The following is a 17,599-nucleotide window of genomic DNA, read 5'->3' on the forward strand; positions in this document are numbered from 1 at the left end:
GTGACGAGGGAGTCGACATGCGCATCGCCATCATCGGAGCCGGCATCGGCGGCCTCGCCGCGGCGCTGAGCCTGCACGCCGCGGGATTCGACGGCATCCGCGTGTACGAACGCGCAGCGGACATCCGCGGTCTCGGCGTCGGGATCAACCTCCTCCCGCACGCGGTCCGGGAGCTGACCGAGCTGGGGCTGGGCGACCGCGTCGCCGCGCTCGGCGTCGCGCCCGGGAGCCTCGCCTACTACAACCGGTTCGGCCAGGAGATCTGGACCGAGCCCCGCGGCCTCGACGCCGGGTACCGCTGGCCGCAGCTGTCGGTGCATCGCGGCGAGTTGCAGCTGGCCCTGCGGGAGGCCGTCCGCGAGCGCCTCGGCGACGTCGTCGGCACGGGGCACCGGCTCACCGAGGTGACGGAGGGACCGGATGCCGTCGCCGCGCGCTTCGCGACCGACACCGGGCCGGTGGAGATCGAGGCCGATATCGTCGTCGGAGCCGACGGCATCCACTCGGCTCTGCGTGCGCAGCGGTACCCCGAGGAGGGGCCGCCGCCGTGGAGCGGGCTGACCCTCTGGCGGGGCACCGCGCGGGGACCCGCCTTCCTGGACGGGCGGACGATGATCATGGCGGGCGACGGCGAGCAGAAGTTCGTCGCGTACCCGCTGAGCGAACCGGATGCCGCGGGCACCGCCCGGATCAACTTCATCGCCGAGCGTCGCGGCACCGGCACCCCGGCCGTCGACTGGAACCGCGCCGTCGAGGCCGCCCCCATTGCCGCCCTGTTCGCCGCGTGGCGCTTCGACTGGCTCGACGTCCCCGCGCTCATCGAGGCGGCGGACGAGATCCTGGAGTACCCGATGGTCGATCGCGACGCCCTGCCGCAGTGGAGCACCGGTCGCACGACGCTCCTCGGCGACGCCGCGCACGCGATGTACCCGAACGGCTCGAACGGGGCGTCGCAGGCGATCATCGATGCCCGCACCCTCGCTTACCGCCTCGCCACCGAACCCACGGTCCCCTCGGCGCTCGCGGCGTACGACGCCGACCGGCGACCCGCGACCGCGGCACTGCTGGCGAGCACGCGGCAGACCGGCCCGGAGCGCGTCATGCTGCTGGCCCGCGAGCGCGCGCCGGAGGGGTTCGCGCACATCCACGACGTGATCGGCGCCGACGAGCTCGCCGAGATAGCGGCGTCGTACAAGCGCGCGGCCGGGTTCGACCCCGCCGCCCTCAACGCGCGGCCCTCCCTGTCGGCGGTGCGGTCGTGAGCCTGGACGCCGCGCGGCTCGCGGCGGTCATCTCGCCGCTCCGCCGCGCCCTCCTGACGGCGGCGCGTCACCGCGAGCAGCTGCCCGACCTCCCCGACTCCCACATCGAGGTGATCCGCGCTCTGCCGCGCGGCACGGTGCGCTCCCCCGGCGAGCTGTCGGCGCTGCTGGGCCTCAACCGCTCCACGGTCAGCAACCTGCTCACCGCGATGGAGCGGGCGGGCTTGGTCGCCCGACGCACCCGCGACGACGACCGCCGGCACGTCGAGGTGGTCGCCTCCGCCGAGGCGCTGACGCTCTTCGACCGGTTCGATGCGGCATCCGCCGATCTCGTCTCGGCGGCGGCGACCGACCTCTCGCCGGCGGAGCGCGCCGCGCTCGCCGCGGCGGTGCCGGCGCTGGAGCACCTGCGGGAGCTCCTGATCTCCCAGCGCACGGCCGCTGTCGCCGCGGCGAAGACCCCCGGCACGACGATCCGCAAGGAGACGGCATGACCACGGTGAAGCAGCGCCTGACGAAGAGGTTCGATGCGCGGGGGCTGGGCGGCGCTCCGACGGGTCCGTACGACATCGAGATCGACCGCGACCTGCGCGTGCCGATGGACGACGGCATCGAGCTGCTCGCCGACCTCATCCGCCCGGTCGGCCCCGTCGATCCGCCGCTGCCGACGATCGTCCTGCGGAGTCCCTACGGGCGGCGCGGGGCGATGGCCGGCGACGCGCGGGCGCTCGCCTACGAGGGCTTCACCGTCCTCGTGCAGAGCTGTCGCGGCACGTGGGGGTCGCCGGGCGTGTTCCACCCTCAGGTCGACGAGCAGCGCGACGGGATCGCGACGCTGCGCTGGGTGCGCCGCCAGCCCTGGTTCACCGGACGGCTCGCCACCTATGGACAGAGCTACCTCGGCTACACGCAGTGGGCGGTCGCCGGGCGGCTGCAGAAGGAGGAGCCGGAAACGGCGCCGGAGGCGCTCGTCCTCCTCATCACGATGCCCGACTTCGGCGCCATCACATGGGACAACGGCGCATACGCCCTGCGCAACGCCCTCGGCTGGACGCGCATGATGGACCGGATGCGACGCGGACCGCTGGCGCTCCTCGGGATGGCGCTCCCCGACCGCAAGCTCGACAGGGCGTTCGACGCCCTCCCGCTGAGCGCCGGTGACACCGCCGTGCTGGGCGCGCCGAACGATTGGTATCAGGACTGGGTGCGGCACGAGCAGCTCACCGACGAGTACTGGACCCGACAGTCGCACACCGCGACGGTGGCCGACGTCACAGCGCCGGTCATGATGCTGAGCGGCTGGTACGACATCTTCCTGCCCTGGCAGCTGCGCACGTACGCGCAGCTGGTCGCGGCCGGCAACCCGCCGCAGCTGACCCTCGGCCCGTGGGGCCATACGTCGCGCGAGATGGGCGGGCCCACCCTTGCGGAGAGCGTCGCCTTCCTGCGCGAGGTGTTCACGGGCCGGGATGCCGGACGGCCCGCACCCGTCCGGGCGTACCTCACCGGCGCGCAGGAGTGGCACGACCTCGCCTCGTGGCCTCCTCCCGGGAGCGTCGCCCAGTCCCTCTTCCTCCGCGAGGGCGGCGGACTCGGCGCCGATCCGGCCGGTGACCTGACCCGCTACACGTACGACCCCAAGGCACCCACGCCCGCGCTCGGCGGTCCGAGCCTCACCCCGCACACCGCGCCCGTCGACAACGCCGCGCACGAACGGCGGACGGATGTCGCGGTGTTCCGCGGCGATGTGCTCGCCGAGCCCGTGACCGTCGGCGGCGAGCCCGTCGCCCGCATCCGCGTCCGCTCGTCGGCCCCGTCGTTCGACGTGTTCGTTCGCCTCACCGACGTCCGCCCCGACGGCCGGTCGATGACGGTGTGCGACGGCATCCGCCGGATCGGCTCGGTTGCGACGGCTGCCACCGATCCCGCATCGGATGCCGACGGGTTCCGCGTCGTGGACGTGACGCTGTGGCCGACCTATCACCGGTTCGCGGCGGGTCATCGCATCGGCATCCAGGTGAGTTCCGGCGCGCATCCCCGCTACGCGCGGAACCCGGGCACCGGCGAGCCGGCGTTCACGGCGGAGGAGACGGTCGTGGCGCACCAGGAGATCTCGCACACCGGGCCGACTGCGTCGCGCATCGAGCTGCCGGTGGTGACCCCGTGACGGCGCCGGTCCCCGGACTCGAGCCCGCGTTCGACGTCCACGTGCGGCTGGGCCCGCTCGAGGACCACGGCGACACCCGCGCCGGCCACCGCCGGGTCATCCCGATCACGGGTGGCGCCGTCACCGGCGCCGTGTCCGCCGAGATCCTCCCGGGCGGCGCGGACTGGCAGGTCGTCCGTCCCGACGGGTCCATCGAGATCAACGGCCGCTACTCGGCGCGGACGCCGAGTGGGTCGCATCTGCTGCTGCACGCCGTGGGGGTGCGCAGCGGCTCCCCCGAGGTGCTCGAGGCGCTTCTCCGCGGCGAGCAGGTCGACCCGTCGGAGTACTACTTCCGCACGGTCGTGACGATCGAGACCTCCGCGCCGGAGCTGGCCTGGCTGGAGCGGACCCTGTTCGTCGCCTCCTGCATCCGTGAGGCGGATGCGGTGCGGTACACGGCCTACCGCGTGACCTGACGCGTCGCGGGACCCGCCGGCAGCGCGTGCGCGACGCCGTCCACGATGAGGGTGGCGCGGATGCCGTGCGGCACGTCCGTGTCGATAGTCGCGACACCGTCGGCCAGCCGCCATCCGACGCGCAGCGGACCGAAGGGCGTGCGCACCTCACCACGCGCCCACTCGAGCCCGCAGTCGAGGTCGGGCTCGACGACGGCGGCGGCGTAGCCGGGCGCGGACGGCCGGATGCCCGCGATGCGGCGGTAGAGCCAGTCGTCGACGCAGCCGAACGCGTAGTGGTTGAGCGAGACCGGGCGCACAGCACCGTCGGGCGCGACGGCCTCCCACGACTCCCAGATCGTCGTCGCACCGTGGTCGACCGCGTACAGCCAGGACGGCGACCGGTCCTGGAACAGCAGGGTGCGGGCGAGGTCGCGGTATCCGGCATCCCACAGCACGTCCAGCAGGTACGGGACGGACAGGAAGCCGGTGTCGAGCCGGTTCCCGCGGGCGGCGACCAGGGCCGCGAGATGCGCGGCGCATGCGGCTCGGCGGTCTTCCGGGATCATGTCGATTGCGAGCGCGATCACGTGGACGCCCTGCAGTTCGACGGGGAGTCGCCCGGCGGTGTCCACGTATTCGGCGGCGAAGGCCGCGCGCACGGCGCGCGCCTCGTCCGCGTACGCCTGCGCGTCGGCGGCGAAGCCGAGCACCTCGGCCATGCGGGCCGCGAGGGTGAGCGTGTGCGCCTGGAACATGGGGCCGATGAGCTCCCCGGTCAGGCGCGGGGCGATGCCGATGGCCTCGTGCAGAGGCCGGCCCTCCATCGTGCTCGGCGTCTGCCAGTCGCCGAACTGCGTCCCGGTGTTCCAGAGCAGCGCCTGCGCGCGGCGGCGCTCCTCGGACAGCGCCTGCCCGTCGAGGGATGTCGGCAGCTCGGCACGCGCCGCCCTGCGCTGGTGATCGATCCAGCGCCGGACGGCGGGGTAGTTCTCGGCGAGGACGCGAGCGTCGCCGTACCGCTCGTAGAGGGTCCACGGGACGATCGCGATCGCGTCGCTCCACCCCGCGGCGGCCACGATCCCGCCGATCCCGTCCGCCTGGTCCGCGGCGTCGGCGTCGAACGGCGACCGGGGCGAGGTGATCGGGATGCGGCCGTCGGGCAGCTGATCGGCGCGGAGATTGTCGAGCCAGCGGTCGAGGAACGGCGCCACGAGCGCGTTGTTCGTCGCCGCGGCGGCGAAGACCTGCGCGTCGCCGGTCCACCCCGCACGCTCGCGCTGCGGGCAGTCGGTCGGCACGGAGAGGAAGTTCGCCCGCTGACTCCACACGACGTTCTCGTGGAGGCGGTTCAGGCGCGGGTCGGAGCTCTCGAACGTGCCGGTCTGCTCGAGGTCGCTCGCGATGACGACGGCGACGATGTCGCCGTCGGCGAGCGCCGGCAGGCCGCGCACCCGCGCGTACCGGAAGCCGTGGAAGGTGAACCGGGGCTCCCACTCCTCGTCGCCGCCGGCCGCGATGTAGACATCGGTCTGATCCTTGTTGATGCCCACGATGTTCTGGAACCAGGCGCCGTCCGGGGCGAGCGCCTCGGTGTGCTCGATGACGACGCGCTGCCCCGGCGCCGCATCCCGCAGTCGCAGGCGGACACGGCCGGCGATGACCTGGCCGAAGTCGACGATAACGCCGTCGGCGCTGTCGACGAGGGATGCCGGAGAGAGCTCCGCGACCCGGCGGATCGGCTCCCCCGCGAACGAGACGAGTGCCCCGGTGTCGACCGGCGCCGTGGTCACGGCATCCCAGTCGCCGTCGTCGAATCCGGGGCTCGTCCACCCTGCCGGCTCCGCGCGGCGGTCGTACTGCTCGCCGACGAACAGGTCGGCGTAGGTCCAGCCACCGGTCGCGCTGCGCACACGATCGCCGGGAACGATCACGTCGGTGCGGCCGTCGCGGTAGCGCACGTGCAGCTGCCACGTCGCGGCGGTGCGGGCGCCGAACTGCGCGGTCGATCCGGTGAGGCCGTTCGATCCGGCCCACCAGCCGTCTGCCAGCGCGATGCCGAGGACGTTCGGCCCACGGCGCACCGCGCCGGTCACGTCGTAGGACTGGATCGAGGTGCGGTGCAGGTAGCTGTCGAACCCCGGGGCGAGCACCTCGTCGCCGACCCGCTCGCCGTTCAGCCACGCGGTGTAGACGCCGCGCGCGGTCGCGTACAGGCGCGCGTCGACGACCTCGGCGGCGAGGTCGACGGCCTGACGCAGCAGGCGGGCGGGCCGCAGGCGCTCTGCGGGCGGGGTCTGCGGGCCGAGCCCGCGGATCCAGTCGAACAGACTCCACCGCTCGACGCCCGCGTCGTCCTGCCGTGGTTCGATCCACGGCGCCCGCCAGTCGTCGACCGGCGCGAGCAGGGCCGTCCGGAACGGCGCGCCGGCGGGCTCGGTCCAGCCGGCCGGGCCCCGGCTGCGGACGCGCCACGCGTAGACCGTGTCGGAGCGGAGGGGCTCCCCGGCGTAGGCGACCGACGGGGTGGTCGTCGCCTCGACGACGCCGCTCCGCCACACGGGCCGGTCGGCGCCGTCGCGCACCTCGATCTCGAACGCGTTCTGCGCGTGCGGCGCGATCCAGGAGAAGCGCGGCTCGGCCGTCGCGACGGCGTCGGGCGCGACGGCGTACTCGACCCGGAGGTCGGCGCACGATCCGGCGCCGCTCGCCGGAGGGCTCACGCTGTCCACGTGCTCAGTCCACCACCCAGTCCCACCGGTGCGTGCCGGCCTCGACCGCGAGGTCGGCCGCGCCCGGACGGCGCAGCACCGCCGCGACGCCCTCGGGCACGGTGGCATCCACCGTCAGCCGGTCGCCGTCCCGCTGCCACCGCACGGCCGCCCGTCCGAACGGGGTCTCGTGCGCGACATCCGCCCACGTGAGCCCGCCGCCGGGCTGCGGGGCGATGAGGATGCGCGCGTAGCCCGGCTCGAGGGCGCTCAGCCCTCCGACGGTGCGGTGCATCCAGTCGGCGATCGCGCCGAACGCGTAGTGGTTGAAGGAGGTCATCTCGCCGGCGTTGATCGACCCGTCGGGGAGCATGGAATCCCACCGCTCCCAGATCGTGGTCGCCCCCATGCTGACGGGGTACAGCCAGGACGGGCACTCCGTCTGCATCAGCAGGCGGTAGGCGTCGTCGAGGTGCCCGGTCTGGGTGAGGGCGTCGGCGATGAAGGGCGTACCGGCGAATCCGGTGCTGATGCGATGGCCGCTGCGGGCGACGAGCTCCGACAGGCGGCGCCCGGCGAACTCCCGGTCGGCGTCGCCGAGGATGCCGAAGACGATCGCGAGGGCGTACACCGTGGTGCAGTCGCTCCGGATGACGCCCTCGTTCAGGTACTCCGCTTCGAAGCCGGCGCGCAGGCGCTCGGCGAGCGCGGTGAACTCGTCGGCGTCGCGGCCGAGGATCGTCGCGGTCTCGGCGACAATCCGGGCCGTGCGGTAGGCGCAGAGGGTCGCGACGACGTGGTGGTCGGCCTTCGAGCGGAACGGCTCCTCGGGCGGCGCTTCGGGGTCGAGCCAGTCGCCGAATTGGAAGCCGTTGTCCCAGACGCCACTGGGCGCCAGCATCCCGGCGATCGTGCGTGCGTGCGCCGTCATCGAGTCGAACTGGTCGGCGAGCACCGTGGCGTCGCCGTATGCGCTCCAGAGGGCCCAGGGCACCCAGACCGCGGCGTCGCCCCAGATGGCGGTCGCACCGGGCTTCGGCATCCCCTCCGGCATCGTGAAGTACTTCACGACATCGGGGACGACGATCGGGACGACCCCGTCGTTGTGCTCCTGTTCGACGGCGAGGTCGCGCAGCCAGTCGCGGAGGAAGTCCTGCACGTCGTAGAGGAAGGCGGCGGTCGGCGCGAAGGCGGAGAGGTCGCCGGTCCAGCCCAGCCGCTCGTCGCGCTGCGGGCAGTCCGTCGGCACGTCGACGAAGTTGCCCAGCATGCTCCAGCGTGCGTTCTCGTGCAGGTGGTTGAGGTTCTCGTCGGACGTCTCGAACCACCCGGTGCGGCGCAGATCGGAGCTGATGACGACGGCGGTGAGCGCCGTCTTCAGGCTGTCGGCGTCGCCGGCCCAGCCGTCGACCTCGACGTAGCGGAATCCGTGGAAGGTCAGGGTCGGCTCGAAGACATCGGCGCCGCCGCTCAGGATGTAGGTGTCGGTCGCCTTCGCGGAGCGGAGCGGACGGATGCCGAGCTCATCCCCGTCGAGGACCTCGGCGTGCCGGAGGGTCACGACGTGCCCCTCCTCGCCGGTCACCTCGACCCGCACCCATCCGACGAGGTTCTGTCCGAAGTCGACGAGTGTCCGTCCGGCCGGCGATGTCCACACCGCGAGGGGCCGAAGGGCGTCGATCCGCCGCACGGGCGGGGCGAGGGCGGGTTCGAGGCGGGCGGGGTCGACGTCGACGGTGTGCACGCCGACCCATCCCTCGCCGGCGAAGCCGGGTGCGAGCCACGCGTCGGTGCGCAGGCGCGCGTCGATGCTCTGCCCGTCGTACAGGTCGTTCGCCGTCGTGGCGCCGGCGCCGGATCGCCAGGTGTCATCGGTGCCGGTGATCTGCTCGTGACCGTCGGCGAAGCGGACCCGCAGCTCGGCGAAGCCGGCGAGCTCGTCGCCGTAGACGGCCTGGTCGCCGTCCCAGCCGAGCCGGCCGCGGTACCAGCCGTTGCCGAGGGCGAGGCCGATGACGGTGGTCGGGGCGACGAGCGCCGTCACGTCCCATTCCCGCACCCGCACCCGCCACTCGTAGCTCGACCAGCCCGGTGTGAGCAGCTCGTCCGAGGCCGGGGCGCCGTTCACCCACGCCTCGCAGACACCGAGCGCCGTCACCGCGAGGGTCGCGGAGACGACCTCGCCGTGACCGGGATCGAGGGCGATCTCACCGCGCAGGAGGGGGGCCCCGGCGAAGTCCTGGTCCGGCGCGATGAACGCGGTCACGGGCGCGCCGCCAGGCGCGCGGAGATCCAGTCGATGGCCTCGTCCATGAGCGGGAGTGGGTCGCTGCCCAGGAAGACGTGGTCGGCACCGGGCACCCGGCGGAACTCGACGTCGCCGCCGGCCCGCTGCAGCGCCTCCGCGAACACCTCGCTCTGCACGATGGGCACGAGGCCGTCCTGCTCCCCGTGCATGAGGAGGAAGGGGGGCGCGTCGCCGCGCACATGCGAGATGGGCGAGCAGAGGCGCAGCGCGTCCGCGCCGTACGCGGACCCCTCGGTCAGGGTGAGGAGGGGCTCCCGCGAGAGGGTCTCGGCGTGCGAGGGCGGGATGAGCTCCGTGTCCACCGGCAGCGAGCGCAGCTCGAGGTTCTCGGCGTCGTGCACGCCGTACCAGTCCACGACCGCGGTGACCCGCGTGTCGCCCGTGCGGACGCCCTCGTCGCCGTCCCACTCCGCCTGGCCGCCGGTGAGGCCCACGAGCGCGGCGAGGTGGGCTCCGGCCGACTCGCCCCAGACCACGACGCGATCCGCGTCGATCCCGAGATCGACGGCGAATCGCCGCAGGTAGCGCAGCGCCGCCTTGGCGTCGTGGAGCTGCGCCGGGAAGGGCGCCTCTTTCGAGTGCCGGTAGTCGAGCGTCGCGACGGCGAAGCCGGCATCCACGATCTTCTGGAACAGCGTGCCGGCCGGCCACATGACAGGGGGCAGACGCCGGTCGCCCATGAGCCATGCCCCGCCGTGGATCCAGAGCACGACCGGAGGGCGCTCGGCGCCCTCGGGCACGTGGACGTCGAGGAGCAGCGGGCGGTACCCGGGGATCATCGAGTAGGTCAGCCCCTCGAACGAGCGGGCGCCGCGCGGCCGCACCGGGCGCTCCCCGCCGACGGGGCGGATGTACGGCGGCGGCGGCCACTCGTGGTCGGCGATCTGCGGGGCGGCGGCGGTGTCGGTCATGGTCTCATCCTTCATCGGGTGACGCGCAGGCAGAAGTCGATCGCCGCGTCGAACAGGGGGTCGGTGTCGGTGACGCCGCGCCAGAAGTGCTCGCCCCCGGGCACGCGGGTGAGCTCGACGGGGACGCCGGCCGCGGTCAGTGCGGCCGCGAGCTGCTCGCTCTGACCGATCGGCACGTGGACGTCGGCGGTGCCGTGCGCCAGGTGGAACGGCGGGGCGCCCTCGTGCACGTTGTGCACAGGACTCGCCGCGCGGGCGAGGTCGGGGAGATCCGCGGCGGCGCCGCCGATCCAGCGCGCCTCGCGCGTGTCGGCGGGCGCCTCGCCGGTGTCGTGCGCGGCCATCGTGACGAGGTCGGCCGGTCCGAACCAGTCCACGACTCCGCGCACGTCGGTGCGCCGGAGCGCGGTGAGGGCGGCGATGGTCGCTCCGGCGGAGACGCCCCACAGGACGAGCCGGGACGCATCCACGCCGTGGTCCGCCCCGTGCGCCGTCAGCCACGAGATCGCGGCGTCCACGTCGTCGAGCTGGGCGGGGAAACGGGCCTCCCCGCTCAGCCGGTACTCGCACGACGCGACTGCGAGGCCCGCCGCGACGATCCGGTCGAACGAGCGCTCGACACCGATGCCGGGGGTGAACACCTTCCGGCTTCCGCGCGCGAAGCCGCCGCCGTGCAGGAACACGACGAGCGGGGCGCCGTCCGCGTCCGGGACCCGGAGGTCCAGGGACAGGGGACGGAACCCCTCCGGCTGGGCGACGTCGATGTCGAGGCTGGAGCGCACGGGCGCCCTCAGTCGCGGAACTGGAACTCGGGCATGAAGACCGTCGCGTACTTCTCGCCCGCCGCACGCAGGACCTCGAACGGCGGCACGTAGACGCCTTCGGGCTCGGTCGCATCGGTCTTCTGGCCGATCGCGTGGAAGAACCGCTCGAAGCCGGCGGTGCCGCAGCCGAACACCTTCGTCGAGTTGTGGATCTGGAACGCGTGGATGATCCCCGCCGGCACGTAGGCGAAGTCGCCCGTCACGAGGGTGGTCTTGGAGTGGTAGTCCGCACTGTCGTCCATCCACACGGAGATCTCGCCGTCGACGACGTAGAAGAACTCGTGCGTCCGCAGATGCCTGTGGGCGGGGATGCGGTCGCCGCGGCGCCCCGCCATCGTGAAGGCGCCGTACTGTCCGTCGGTCTCGTCGCCGGAGGCGAGGATCGTGAACAGCTGATCGAACACGAGGGAGCGCTCCCCCTCGCCGTTGCCCAGCACATAGGGCTGGGGAGCGGCGGGAAGGATGCCGGCGAACGGCACCTTCTCGGGATCATCGGCGGGGAAAGACATCGCCATGGACATGTGCTACCTCCTCGTAGACAACTGCCGGGTGGCCGCCATCGGCCACCGTCGTAAGACTGGTCCTACTATTCTTCGGTCGGGGGAGCCTGAAATGAAGTTCGATATCCCTACCCGCCGTTAGGCTGCGGCTAAGATAACGGTCATGGATGTCCCCATTCACGTCATCCGCTACTTCTGCGTGCTCGCCGAGGAGCTGCACTTCGGCCGCGCGGCCGCACGGCTGAGCATCACACCGCCGTCGCTCAGCCAGCAGATCGCGCGACTGGAGTCGCAGCTGGGGGCGAAGCTGTTCGACCGCTCGCCGCGCAAGGTCGAGCTGACCCCGCACGGACGGGAGCTGCTCCCGCTCGCGCGCCGCGTGCAGGACGACCACGACCAGGTCCTCAACTGGGCGATCTCGGTGCGCCGCGACGTGGACGCGCCGAGCCTCCGCGTGGGGGTGGTCGCCGCCGGCGCGGGCGCGCTGACGACCAGCGCGATCGCGACCACGCTGCAGAAGGTGCCGAACGCGCGCATCGAGATGCGCCGGTTGGGCTTCTTCGACACCGTCGACGACCTGGACAGCGGGCGGGCGGATGTGGTCTTCGCGCCCTGGCCGCTCCAGTTGCCGCAGCGGATCCGCGTGGAGCCGCTGTGGAGCGAGCCGCGGGTGCTCGTCGTGCGGAAGGATCACCGGTTCGCGGGCCGCGAGGCGATCACGATCGCCGAGACGGCCGACGAGGTGTTCGTCGCCGCGGGCGGGGGCGTGCCCGAGGTCGTGGACTGGTGGGTCGTCGATCCGCGCCCGGACGGGTCCAGGCCGCGCCGCGGTCCGACAGCCGACAGTGTCGAGGGGCTGCTGGAACTCGTGGCCGCCGGGGCGGGCGTCAACATCGCGGGCGAGTCGGCGTCGCGGCACTACCGCCGCGACGACCTGGCGTACGTCCGGATCGACGACATCGAGCCGGCGACCATCGTCCTGTGCACCCGCATGGATGCCCGCAATCCGATGGTCACGACGTTCCGCGAGACGGCGCAGACGCTGTCGCCGCTGCACAACGCGTCGCCTGTCTAACCGGTCGCTCAGCTCGCCGCCGCCTTGGATTCGGCGCGCAGCACCTGCCACAGCTCGCGGCGCCGCGCCTGCTCGTCCGGATCGGGGACGGGCGAGGCAGCCATGAGCACGCGCGTGTACGGGTTCTGCGGATCGCGGATCACCTCGTCGGTGATCCCTTCCTCCATCACACGGCCGCGGTAGAGCACGACGACACGCTGTGCGAGGAACTCGACGACGGCCATGTCGTGCGCGATGAACAGGTACCCGAGGTCGGATCCGCGGCGGAGGTCGGCGAGGAGGTTCAGCACCTGCGCCTGCGTGGAGAGATCGAGGGCGCTGACGGCTTCGTCGCACACGACGAGGCGCGGGTCGGTGACGAGGGCGCGCGCGATCGCGATGCGCTGGCGCTGTCCGCCGGAGAACTGCCGCGGGTAGCGGTCGGCGGAGCCGCCCGGAAGACCCACGGACTGGAGCACGGCGGCCGTGCGGGCCGCCCGCTCGAGCTTCGAGACGCCGGCGACGCGGAGCGGCTCCGCGATGGCGTCGCCGATCGGCCGGCGCGGGTTCAGGGAGGAGAACGGGTCCTGGAAGACGGCGCGCAGGTCGCCGCGCAGTTCGCGGCGCTGGGCCGCGCTGGCCCGGGTGATGTCGCGTCCCCGGAACAGGATCTGGCCGCTCGTGACGGGGACGAGGCCGAGGATCGCGCGGCCGATCGTCGTCTTGCCCGACCCGGACTCCCCGATGAGCCCGAGGGTCTCGCCGTGCCCGATCGTGAAGGACACGTCGTCGACGGCGGGAGTGCTGTTCTTGCCGTAGCGCACGACGAGGTTGCGGACCTCGAGGAGCGACCCGCGCTCGTCGGTGGGCGATTCGTTCGGGACCTCGTTCACAGCGCACCTCCGATCGGGACGGGCACGCGCCATTCGTCCTGACGCCCGCGGACCTCCTCGTGGCGGATGCAGCGCACCTCGCCGATGCCGACCGAGCGCGGCTCGAGCGGGATGGAGGCCGCGCACTCCGGCTTCGCGAACCGGCAGCGCTCGGCGAACCGGCATCCACTCGGCCACTGGGCGGGCGCCGGCACCTGACCCGGGATGGATGCCAGGTGCGTCGTGCCCGGGAGGTTCACGGCGGCATGCGGGTCGGCCGCGAGGAGCGCCATCGTGTACGGGTGCTCGGGTCGCAGCAGCACGTCGCGGACCGAGCCGGTCTCGACGATCTGCCCCGCGTACATGACGGCGACCTCGTCGCAGAGGTCGGCGACGACACCGAGGTCGTGGGTCACGAGGATGATCGACATGCCGCGCTCGGCAACGAGCCCCCGCAGGAGGGCGAGGATCTCGGCCTGGACCGTGACGTCCAGCGCCGTCGTCGGCTCGTCTGCGATGAGCAGGCTCGGACGGCCGGCGAGCGCGAGCGAGATGGCGACGCGCTGGGCCATGCCGCCGGAGATCTGGTGCGGGTAGCTTTTCAGCACACGCGGCACGTCGAGGATGCCGACATCGTTCAGCAGCTGAGCGGCGATGGTCTTCGCCTCGGCGCCGCCGACCTTCCGGAGGCGCTTGATCGCGGCGGTGAGCTGGGTGCCCACCGTGAACATCGGGTCCAGCGCCCTGGTGGGTTCCTGCGAGATGAACGCGATCTCGTGGCCGCGCACGCGCTGCATGGCCTTCTCGTCGGCGCGGGCGAGGTCGAGGGCGCCCCAGCCGATGCGGCCGGACCGGACGGACAGGCCCGGGGCGAGGAGTCCGAGCATCGCGTACGAGGTGACGCTCTTGCCGCACCCGGATTCACCGACGAGCCCCATCACGGTGCCGGGCCTGACGTGCAGGTTCACTCCGGTCACGAGGGCGGGGCCGTCGTCGACCCCGAGCACGAGGTCCTCGACGACGAGCTCGCGGTCCTCGGCGGGCACGGGGGCGACGGCACCGGTCGTGGTGAGGGTCTCGGGCCGCTTCCGGCGGCGGAGCGTGATGAGCGGAGGCGGGGTCGAGACGCCGCCGGCGAGGGTGTCGGCAAGGGTGTTCGCCGCGATGATGGTCAGGGCCAGCACGCCGCCCGTCGGCACCATCATCCACGGCTGCTGGAAGATGAAACGGGAAGCCGCCTGGATCATGCCGCCCCAGGTGGGCTCGGGCGGCTGCGGGCCGAGCCCGATGAAGGCGAGTCCCGCCTGCAGGCCGATCGCGGCGCCGAAGAGCAGCACGAACTGGACGATCACGGTCGTCGACATGTTCGGGAGCACGTGGCGCAGGCTCGCGATCATCGGCCGTACACCGTCGACGGCGGCCGCTTCGACGAAGAGCTGGGTGTGCAGCGACTTGGCCTGCCCGAAGAAGATCCGGTACATCGCGCCGAAGAGCAGGAGCCCGAAGAGGATCATCACGGCCGGCATGTTCGTGCCGATGGCGGCGATCACGGCGAGGATGATGACGGTGCCGGGCAAGGAGAGCACGATCTCGCTGACCCGGTTGGCGACGCTTTCGACGCGCGGGCGCCGCGAGGCCCAGAGCGTGACGGGAACCGTCACGAGGACGGCGACGATCGGGGTGAGCAGCGCGATCAGGAGGGTCGGCGCGGCAGCGGTCAGCAGGCGGGAGAAGATGTCGCGGCCCAGCTCGTCCGTCCCGAGCAGATGCGCTGCGGACGGCCCCTGCAGGACAGCCGTGAGGTCCTGCTCGAGCGGGCCATACGGCAGCCAGAGCGGCGCCGTGAGGGACGCCAGGACGAGGCCCACGAGCCAGACAGCCGCTGCGACCGCCCACGGCGAGCGCAGGAGTCGGCGGCCGAGGTGGCGGTCCGCCCGGCGGACGCGGACGATCGAGGTCGTGGAGACGGTCATGACGCACGCAGCTTCGGGTCGAGGGCGCGGGTCATGAGCTCCAGCGCGAGGTTGACGATGACGACGACGACCGTCGCGACCAGGACGAGGGCCTGGACGAACGGCAGGTCCGCAGAGCCGACGGCGGACTGCATCGCCTGGCCGATGCCGGGGAGGGCGAAGAGCACCTCGATGACGACCGAGCCGCCGAAGAGGACGATGAACTGCACGGCGATGCTCGCGAGGATCGGCAGGCTCGCGCCGCGCAGCGCGTGCACGTAGATGATGCGGGTCGTGGGGGTGCCGAGGGCCCGGAGGCTCCGCATGTGCTCCTGCGTGAGCACCTCGCCCATGGACGCGCGCGTCTGCCGGGCGATGCCGGCCGCAGACGTGATGGCGATCGTGAGGACCGGCAGGACGAGCGAACGCGCCCATGCCTCCGGGTTGGTCTGCAGGGGCACGAAGCCGGTCGCCGGCAGCAGTCGCAGCTGGACGGCGAACAGGAAGACGAGCAGGACGCCGACCCAGAAGGCCGGCAGGGAGAGCAGGATGCCGGAGGTCGCGGCGAGCACGCGGTCGACGGCGCCGCCGCGCACCGCGGCGACGATGCCCATCACGACACCCACGACGAGGCTGAGGAGCGTCCCGAAGACGGCGAGCGCCGCGGTCACGGGCAGGCGCTTGGCGATGTCCGCCGCGATGTCACGGCCGTCGATCAGCGAGACGCCGAGGTTGCCGGTGAGGACCTGGCCCACCCAGTTCGCGTACTGCACGACCCAGGGGTCGTACCAGCCGAGGGCCACGTTGTACGCGTGGACCTGCTCCGGGGTCGCCGCCTGTCCCAGCGCCACGCCGCCCGGAGTCGAGCCCGAAAGCTGCACCAGCACGAAGGCGATGGCTGTCGCGACGACGAGCGTCAGGACGGCGAACGCGAGCCGCTTGAGGATGAAGATGACCATGGTGGCCTCCCGGGAGGCCCGGTGCCGGACGTGCGTCCGGCACCGGGCCGTCGGTCAGGATGCGGGCGTCAGCGTCGCCAGGATCGGGAAGGGCTCGGCGCCGACGAAGGTCGGTTCGGCGACCTTCTCGGTGTTGTACGTCCACGGAGCGAGCTGCTCGTAGAGCGGGATGAGCCAGCCCGCGTCGACGATCGCGCGGTTGAGGTCGGTGAGGGCCGCAGCCTTCGCGTCCTCGTCCGTGCCCGCCGCACCGTACGCACCGGCCGCGCCCTTGATCGCCGGGTTGTCCGCGCCGTGGAAGTTCGCGAAGCCGAACAGCACGCCGAAGACGTTGCCGGGAGGGTTCGTCCACGTGAGGGCGATGGGACCGCCGAGCGGCTCCTTCTGGACGGCGGCGAACGACTCCTCGGTGGATGCGGCGTTCTTCAGCGTCACGTTCACACCGATGGCCGCCCAGAACGGCTGCAGGGCCTCGAGGTCGCGCTGGCTGGTCGGGCTGATCGTGAACGTCAGGTCGAAGCCGTCCGGGTAGCCGGCCTCGGCCAGCAGGTCCTTCGCGGCCTCCGGGTCGTACGCGTACTCGTCCTCGAGCTCCGCGATGTAGCCGGGGCTGTCGGCGGGCAGTGCGCTCGCGGTCGGAACCTCGCCGGGATGCACGGCGTTGACGAATTCTTCGCGGTCGATCGCGAGCGAGAGCGCCTTGAACACGCGCGGGTCCGCCCACTGGGGCGCCGTGGCGCCGGCCTTGTCGAACGCGATGATGTTCTGGATCGTGCCGCCGTTGGCGACGTGACCGATGCCGGCCGACTCGGCCTGGGCCTGCGTCTCCGCCGTGATGTACGCGACGTCGACCTCGCCGGAGATGGCGGCGCTGACCCGCGCCTGCGGGTCGAGGATGGGCCGGAACTCGTAGGAGTCGAACGGGTAGTCGTCGGCGTCGGGGTGGTCGTCCTTCTTGACGAGGACGTACGAGTTGCCCTTGACGGTGGCGTCGAGGTCGACCTCGAGCGGGCCGGACCCGTCGGGCGTGGAGTCGAGGCTGCCGCGATCGGCGACGCCGTCGGCGCCGACGATGGCACCCGCCGGCAGCACGAGGTTCGCCTCGAAGCCGGGCTTGGGCGCGGCGAAGGCGAGGGTGACGGTGTCCTCGTCGACGACCGTGACCTCGGTGATCTCGTTGTTGCCGCCGGTCGCGAGCTGCGAGTAGGCGGACAGGTCGGAGTCTCCGCGGAAGTCGAGGTTCTTCTTGACGAGGTCGGCGCTGAGCGTCGTGCCGTCGGCGAAGGTCGCGCTCGTGTCGAGGTCGAGCGTCAGCTCGGTCTGGTCCTCGTTGTAGGTGAACTCCGTCACGAGGTCGGGGACCACGCTGCCGTCCTGGGCGAGCACGAAGAGCGAGTCGTAGACGCCCTCGAAGAACATCCGCTGACCGGCCGAGTAGCGGATGGGGTCGTAGCCGAGCGGCGCCTGGTCGGAGTCGAGGCCGATGACGAGCTTGGCGGTGTCGGGTGCGTCGCCCGTGGGGCCGTTTCCGGCGGTGCCGGTGCAGGCCGTCAGGGCGAGCGCGGATGCGGCGAGTGCCGCGGCCGCGGCGAGTGCGCGGTTCCTGGTGCTGTGAGACATCCTGATCTCCAATGATCGGTGT

Annotated in this window: 14 protein-coding genes; 5 read left to right on the forward strand and 9 right to left on the reverse strand. The window is 72.4% G+C overall.

The features are described 5' to 3' along the window. Positions 1-17: 17 nt before the first annotated feature. Genes QZL85_RS04180 through QZL85_RS04195 form a run of 4 tightly spaced genes read left to right on the forward strand, consistent with a single transcriptional unit; the run spans position 18 to position 3,887 of the window. Positions 18-1,262: a flavin-dependent oxidoreductase gene (locus tag QZL85_RS04180; protein ID WP_295574013.1), complete on the forward strand. Its 1,245-nt coding sequence runs from the start codon at positions 18-20 to the stop codon at positions 1,260-1,262. Then, entirely contained in the window at positions 1,259-1,756 is a 498-nt protein-coding gene (locus QZL85_RS04185; protein ID WP_295574016.1) for a helix-turn-helix domain-containing protein, read from the forward strand. The genes QZL85_RS04180 and QZL85_RS04185 overlap by 4 nt, the downstream gene beginning before the upstream one ends. Beyond that, entirely contained in the window at positions 1,753-3,429 is a 1,677-nt protein-coding gene (locus tag QZL85_RS04190) for a CocE/NonD family hydrolase (protein ID WP_295574019.1), read from the forward strand. The genes QZL85_RS04185 and QZL85_RS04190 overlap by 4 nt, the downstream gene beginning before the upstream one ends. After that, positions 3,426-3,887 (forward strand): DUF3237 domain-containing protein, encoded by a 462-nt coding sequence (locus QZL85_RS04195; RefSeq protein ID WP_295574021.1) that lies wholly within the window; start codon positions 3,426-3,428, stop codon positions 3,885-3,887. The genes QZL85_RS04190 and QZL85_RS04195 overlap by 4 nt, the downstream gene beginning before the upstream one ends. Here QZL85_RS04195 and QZL85_RS04200 read toward each other — a convergent pair. From QZL85_RS04200 to QZL85_RS04220, 5 genes are read right to left on the reverse strand one after another with little or no spacing between them, the layout of a single operon-like run. Next, complete coding sequence (locus QZL85_RS04200; RefSeq protein ID WP_295574024.1) at positions 3,872-6,598, reverse strand: alpha-L-rhamnosidase; 2,727 nt, start codon at positions 6,596-6,598, stop codon at positions 3,872-3,874. The two genes, QZL85_RS04195 and QZL85_RS04200, sit on opposite strands and share 16 nt — an antisense overlap. A 4-nt stretch (positions 6,599-6,602) precedes the next feature. Next, positions 6,603-8,843 (reverse strand): alpha-L-rhamnosidase, encoded by a 2,241-nt coding sequence (locus QZL85_RS04205; RefSeq protein ID WP_295574027.1) that lies wholly within the window; start codon positions 8,841-8,843, stop codon positions 6,603-6,605. Next, positions 8,840-9,796, reverse strand: a complete 957-nt coding sequence (locus tag QZL85_RS04210; protein WP_295574029.1) for an alpha/beta hydrolase — start codon at positions 9,794-9,796, stop codon at positions 8,840-8,842. The genes QZL85_RS04205 and QZL85_RS04210 overlap by 4 nt, the downstream gene beginning before the upstream one ends. Before the next feature lie 11 nt (positions 9,797-9,807). Continuing rightward, positions 9,808-10,578 (reverse strand): alpha/beta hydrolase, encoded by a 771-nt coding sequence (locus QZL85_RS04215; RefSeq protein WP_295574030.1) that lies wholly within the window; start codon positions 10,576-10,578, stop codon positions 9,808-9,810. A gap of 8 nt (positions 10,579-10,586) precedes the next feature. After that, positions 10,587-11,135, reverse strand: coding sequence for a quercetin 2,3-dioxygenase (locus QZL85_RS04220; RefSeq protein WP_295574032.1), 549 nt, complete (start codon positions 11,133-11,135; stop codon positions 10,587-10,589). Positions 11,136-11,283: 148 nt separating this feature from the next. Here QZL85_RS04220 and QZL85_RS04225 point away from each other — a divergent pair, with 148 nt between their 5' ends. Next, positions 11,284-12,195: a LysR family transcriptional regulator gene (locus QZL85_RS04225; RefSeq protein WP_295574035.1), complete on the forward strand. Its 912-nt coding sequence runs from the start codon at positions 11,284-11,286 to the stop codon at positions 12,193-12,195. 8 nt (positions 12,196-12,203) lie between these two features. Here QZL85_RS04225 and QZL85_RS04230 read toward each other — a convergent pair whose 3' ends face one another. From QZL85_RS04230 to QZL85_RS04245, 4 genes are read right to left on the reverse strand one after another with little or no spacing between them, the layout of a single operon-like run. After that, positions 12,204-13,067, reverse strand: a complete 864-nt coding sequence (locus QZL85_RS04230; RefSeq protein ID WP_295574038.1) for an ATP-binding cassette domain-containing protein — start codon at positions 13,065-13,067, stop codon at positions 12,204-12,206. Beyond that, positions 13,064-15,019 carry a dipeptide/oligopeptide/nickel ABC transporter permease/ATP-binding protein gene (locus QZL85_RS04235; RefSeq protein ID WP_295574041.1) on the reverse strand — a complete coding sequence of 652 codons (1,956 nt, stop codon included), beginning with the start codon at positions 15,017-15,019 and terminating at the stop codon, positions 13,064-13,066. The genes QZL85_RS04230 and QZL85_RS04235 overlap by 4 nt, the downstream gene beginning before the upstream one ends. Next, positions 15,016-15,957 carry an ABC transporter permease gene (locus QZL85_RS04240; RefSeq protein ID WP_295574043.1) on the reverse strand — a complete coding sequence of 314 codons (942 nt, stop codon included), beginning with the start codon at positions 15,955-15,957 and terminating at the stop codon, positions 15,016-15,018. The genes QZL85_RS04235 and QZL85_RS04240 overlap by 4 nt, the downstream gene beginning before the upstream one ends. 54 nt (positions 15,958-16,011) lie before the next feature. After that, the gene (locus QZL85_RS04245; RefSeq protein ID WP_295574046.1) at positions 16,012-17,577 is read right to left on the reverse strand and encodes an ABC transporter substrate-binding protein; all 1,566 of its coding nucleotides are present in this window, start codon (positions 17,575-17,577) and stop codon (positions 16,012-16,014) included. Positions 17,578-17,599: the final 22 nt, after the last annotated feature.

This window comes from uncultured Microbacterium sp., from assembly GCF_900078385.1.
Taxonomy (GTDB): domain Bacteria; phylum Actinomycetota; class Actinomycetes; order Actinomycetales; family Microbacteriaceae; genus Microbacterium.

Excerpts from the sequence above, each read along its gene's own strand:
- QZL85_RS04180 (WP_295574013.1), top strand. The coding sequence starts at position 18 with ATGCGCATCGCCATCATCGGAGCCGGCATCGGCGGCCTCGCCGCGGCG.
- QZL85_RS04190 (WP_295574019.1), top strand. The coding sequence starts at position 1,753 with ATGACCACGGTGAAGCAGCGCCTGACGAAGAGGTTCGATGCGCGGGGG.
- QZL85_RS04210 (WP_295574029.1), bottom strand. The coding sequence starts at position 9,796 with ATGACCGACACCGCCGCCGCCCCGCAGATCGCCGACCACGAGTGGCCG.
- QZL85_RS04220 (WP_295574032.1), bottom strand. The coding sequence starts at position 11,135 with ATGGCGATGTCTTTCCCCGCCGATGATCCCGAGAAGGTGCCGTTCGCC.
- QZL85_RS04225 (WP_295574035.1), top strand. The coding sequence starts at position 11,284 with ATGGATGTCCCCATTCACGTCATCCGCTACTTCTGCGTGCTCGCCGAG.
- QZL85_RS04235 (WP_295574041.1), bottom strand. The coding sequence starts at position 15,019 with ATGACCGTCTCCACGACCTCGATCGTCCGCGTCCGCCGGGCGGACCGC.
- QZL85_RS04240 (WP_295574043.1), bottom strand. The coding sequence starts at position 15,957 with ATGGTCATCTTCATCCTCAAGCGGCTCGCGTTCGCCGTCCTGACGCTC.
- QZL85_RS04245 (WP_295574046.1), bottom strand. The coding sequence starts at position 17,577 with ATGTCTCACAGCACCAGGAACCGCGCACTCGCCGCGGCCGCGGCACTC.